The following is a 3,981-nucleotide window of genomic DNA, read 5'->3' as shown; positions in this document are numbered from 1 at the left end:
AATGGGGAGACCATTCTTACCAGTGAACTTTACACAACGAAAGGTGCAGCAGAAAACGGCATTGCATCAGTTCAGGCAAACAGCCCTCTCGATGAACGCTATGAGAAAAAAGTGTCCTCAAATGGCAAATGTTTTTTTAATCTCAAAGCTGCTAACCATCAGGTTATTGGCACAAGTCAGATGTATGCCAGTACTCAATCACGTGAAACAGGTATTGCATCAGTAAAAAGTAATGGTGTTTCTGGCATAACCAAAGATAACACGTTGTAAACCTGCTTAAAGACAGATCTACAATTTATGGTCTGTCTTTTCTATTTTTTTCTTAATTCCGTTAACCATCTTATCTGCCTTACATCTTTCCAGTGCTTTCGATAACTTTTCAAAAAATCGTTGTTCTGTATAAGCCCGGATAACAATTGTTTGATCTATGCTCAATCCATTTCCTCTGTTGAGATCCTGTCTGTAACCCACAACAAAAGCAATAATATCTGTTTTCAACTCTTCATAAAAAATACGTTCACATTCTGCCGTCGCCATTTCTGGAAAACAATCGGCGAGTATGGTATACATAAAGAATGATACATTTTCTATGGCTGACGAAATCACCTCATTATCACTGATGTTATTAATTATAGACAGATTATCAATATCATTCCTTTTTCTTCCCAAGTCTGCGCTCCAACATCGAGTTAAAATTATTAACCTTCACAGTCGTTTTACTTTCAACATGATCACATTTTTCTGACAACTCGATTTCTGAGAGATCTTCGGTAGAATGCAGTGGGTGATCATTTTTTCCCGGCTCAGACTTTTTGACTGAATTTTTATTTTTCTGTTCTTTTCGAAGATTTTCATTTTGTCTGGCTCTGGCCCCGTTACTTATGTAGCGTTCTAAATCTGTTTTCGTTGCCGTGGCGAAAGTCATAAGAAATCCAACCAAAATATCCTGTTCAATATCAAGCCCCATGTACTTTGCCACCTCACCACCTAAGACAATTTTACGGTGTGTTTTTTCTTTTCTCGTTAATACTTTTTGAGCCGTTGTTAATCTGTTCAGTTCCTGTTGTGCTGATGCCAGCAACTGACTTAAATCTTTTTGCTTCATATTTTTCTCCTGTTATGTTTTAAATTAAATGGTTCATATAAGCAAAGAGATATATCTCTTTGTTATTTCGTTGCCGATACCAGTATATCAAGGCGATTTTTAATACTTTTGTAAACTCTGCCTGCGTCAATAACAGCCATGAATACCGTAAACAGGATCTGTTTTTCATCCTGTTCCATATAAAACCATTGGCTTTTATTATTCGCCAGTCTTCCTCTTGTTGAAAATGAGGATAAAATCACCTCCCGCTTAACTGAAAAGCCAAATAATCCCTCAATCTCTGATTTTGCTGTGGCATAGGTTGAATCTATCTCGAAATAATGCAGAAAAAGACCTGTTACGACGATCACTAACTCCTGCATAATGCTTCTTTTAAGCGAAGATATGGCGTTACCGTACCTTCCGGCAAGTGTTCTGGTTGATGTGTTTCCACTTTCTGCGTAAGATCCTGACTGATATTTTTCTCTGATGGTTCTGAATTCGCTATCAACTTTAATATCGTTCAACTGGATGTTAATTTCTGCGTCATTTCCATTGCAGTTAATAAAAAACCATTTCGATTCGATATCATACATTCCATTTTTACTGTTCTTTATGTCTATTATTTTACTCATTCCCTTTCCCTGTGATTAATTTAACATTAAAGCGTCTCTTTATTCGACGCTAAAAATGAATTAACATATATTTTTTGTTTTGCAAATTTTACAAGATTTAAATTCCGGGTTATATTATTAACATAAGCAAAAAAAACATCCCACATTGATTTATATCCCTTTACCCCAAAGCTTACGCGCCTCTTCATTCGGCGCTTACACCAGAGTAAATCCTTACCATTGTTTTATTTTGATTCGGCGCAAGCTGAATAAAAAATAAATACAATGCCCACTTATACATTGCTTCGCAACGTGTGGGCCTGGCGGGGCCTTAAAGTCAACACCAGAGTTTTTCTTGCGAAAAACTAAAAGCAGCAAAGGTCAACACCTTTAAAACAAATTAAAACCAACAGGAGTATTTATGTAATATGGCAATATTTCATTTTATCGTTTAGTATGCTAAAAAGATCCGCAGGAAAATCTTCCTGCTATCTTGCCGCATATAACGCATGAGAAAGAATAGAAGACGTGAGAACAGGAGACGTGTACGATTATTCATATCGTTCCGACCTGTTCCATCACTGCATTCTTGGACCAGAACATACACCTTTAAATGTCGTGGAAAACTCGGCTGTGTTGTGGAACGAAATTGAGAAAATAGAAAAACGTAAAGATGTCCAGCTCTCACGTTATTTTGATATCGCTATTCCTGTTGAACTGGATAACGATGCTAAAATAGCGTTAGTTAAAAACTACTGCAAACGTAATTTTGTCAGTAAAGGAATGATTGCCGATATCTCTTTTCATGACCTTGACGGTCATAATCCCCATGCTCACGTCATGCTTACTTTGCGTGAGATAACACCACAGGGTTTTGGCAACAAGAACAGAAGCTGGAATGAGCACAGTTTAATGGACGAGTGGCGTGCGTCATGGGCCAGAATGTCTAACCGTGCTCTGGAACGTACCGGTTCTGCGAATCGCATGGATCACCGTTCCCTTTCAGCGCAGCGTGAAGAAGCCATTGCCCTTGCGAAGGCAGCACAAGAAACAGGAAGACAGGATATCGCTAATGAACAACTGGCAAAGGCTGTTGAACTTAACCGCCCTGCAATGACACGAATCAACCGCCATTCATGGCACACTAAAAGAGCGAAAGCATTACGTGCCGCAGAGCAAGCGCAGGCGGCACAGACGAAACAGGCTGCTAACGATTTCAGGCAGTTGTTTAACAGTGATGTGAGCCATCTCATTACCATCAACATCAACACATTCCGTATTGAACGTATGAAAGCAAAACCAGCGCCACAACAGCCTACACTGGTTGTTCCGGAAAGAAAACGCCGCTTTAAGCCTGTTGAAGTGAAGCAAAAGAATATGTCCCTTTACTATGGTGTTGCGCCAAAAACAGAAAAAACAACGCTATTAAGGCGCAAGCGTAAGGTCAATCTACATAAGCTATATGATTTTATTAAAAGTTTTATGAGAGAGTTGGTTAAGCGTCCTTGTGAGAAAGTCGTACCAGAACCCGCTATAACTACCGTAGCTGCACCACCTGCTATCGATCCTCTGCAAGAGGCAAATATCCTAACGGATACTTCGCTCGATGAGATCATGATTGACCCAGTTACTAAATTGAAGATCACCCGCAGGCAGTGGGAGGCGATGGGGACTACCAGTAAATCAGTAGACGTTTCCGTACCTCCGGACGCTAACTACAACCATGAGCCTGAGAAAAAACAAGGACCAGACAAAACAAGCCCATCCGTTGCCTTTCCACCTTTACCAAAGGAAAACAAAGTTGCCACAAAATCAAAAGGTTTCACCTTCCCTAAATTTCGCTTTGGTTCGGGTAAGCGCAAAGATGGGTGATTTTTATTCAAGCAGTCAAAATTCAGGGATTAAAAATCCATTGATAAGCTCGTAACAACAGGAACTTTAAGGCAAAATAGGTTAATCGTCCGTATCTGGAAAATGACCGTAATGGCTAGAAAACCCCAGGAAATCAAAACCGAATCGTTAGAAGTCGTTTTATGGAAAGAGGCTGACAAGCTGCGTAAACACCTCGACGCTGCCGAGAAGAAGTATGTTGTACATGGACTGATTTTCCTCAATCATGGAGATTTGTAATGAAAAATAAATTTTTCTCTAACCCTAATGATGAGGGATTATCGATATGATGGTTATCAACTGCTCCGCAGCAGCGGCGACACACCTTTACGGTAAATACAAAAAGAATGTTGATGAAGGGTTCTTTGAGCCTGCTTCATCTGTACAGCAGAC

At 39.7% G+C, this 3,981-nt stretch carries 6 protein-coding genes; 3 read left to right on the top strand and 3 right to left on the bottom strand.

The window, feature by feature from the left end; all coding sequences use genetic code 11:
• Nucleotides 1–270: YegP family protein (locus ACSZO4_RS24955; protein WP_437891788.1), on the top strand; the 270-nt coding region annotated here is incomplete at its 5' end.
• Between the two features lie 18 nt (nucleotides 271–288).
• Here ACSZO4_RS24955 and ACSZO4_RS24950 read toward each other — a convergent pair.
• From ACSZO4_RS24950 to ACSZO4_RS24940, 3 genes are all read right to left on the bottom strand, one after another.
• Nucleotides 289–570, bottom strand: a complete 282-nt coding sequence (locus ACSZO4_RS24950) for a hypothetical protein (RefSeq protein WP_437891787.1) — start codon at nucleotides 568–570, stop codon at nucleotides 289–291.
• A gap of 79 nt (nucleotides 571–649) precedes the next feature.
• Entirely contained in the window at nucleotides 650–1,105 is a 456-nt protein-coding gene (gene traD, locus ACSZO4_RS24945) for a conjugal transfer protein TraD (protein WP_437891786.1), read from the bottom strand.
• Nucleotides 1,106–1,167: 62 nt separating this feature from the next.
• On the bottom strand, nucleotides 1,168–1,719 hold the full coding sequence (locus ACSZO4_RS24940; RefSeq protein WP_437891785.1) for a hypothetical protein: 552 nt from the start codon (nucleotides 1,717–1,719) through the stop codon (nucleotides 1,168–1,170).
• Nucleotides 1,720–2,241: 522 nt separating this feature from the next.
• Between ACSZO4_RS24940 and ACSZO4_RS24935 the strand changes: the two genes are divergently transcribed.
• Entirely contained in the window at nucleotides 2,242–3,570 is a 1,329-nt protein-coding gene (locus ACSZO4_RS24935) for a MobA/MobL family protein (RefSeq protein ID WP_437891784.1), read from the top strand.
• Between the two features lie 111 nt (nucleotides 3,571–3,681).
• Nucleotides 3,682–3,828: a hypothetical protein gene (locus tag ACSZO4_RS24930; RefSeq protein WP_437891783.1), complete on the top strand. Its 147-nt coding sequence runs from the start codon at nucleotides 3,682–3,684 to the stop codon at nucleotides 3,826–3,828.
• Nucleotides 3,829–3,981: the final 153 nt, after the last annotated feature.

Source organism: Phytobacter sp. V91 (assembly GCF_965644225.1).
Lineage (GTDB): Bacteria > Pseudomonadota > Gammaproteobacteria > Enterobacterales > Enterobacteriaceae > CBFFRJ01.
The sequence above is the reverse complement of the archived record's forward strand: the minus strand, read 5'-3'. Positions and strand labels throughout refer to the sequence as shown.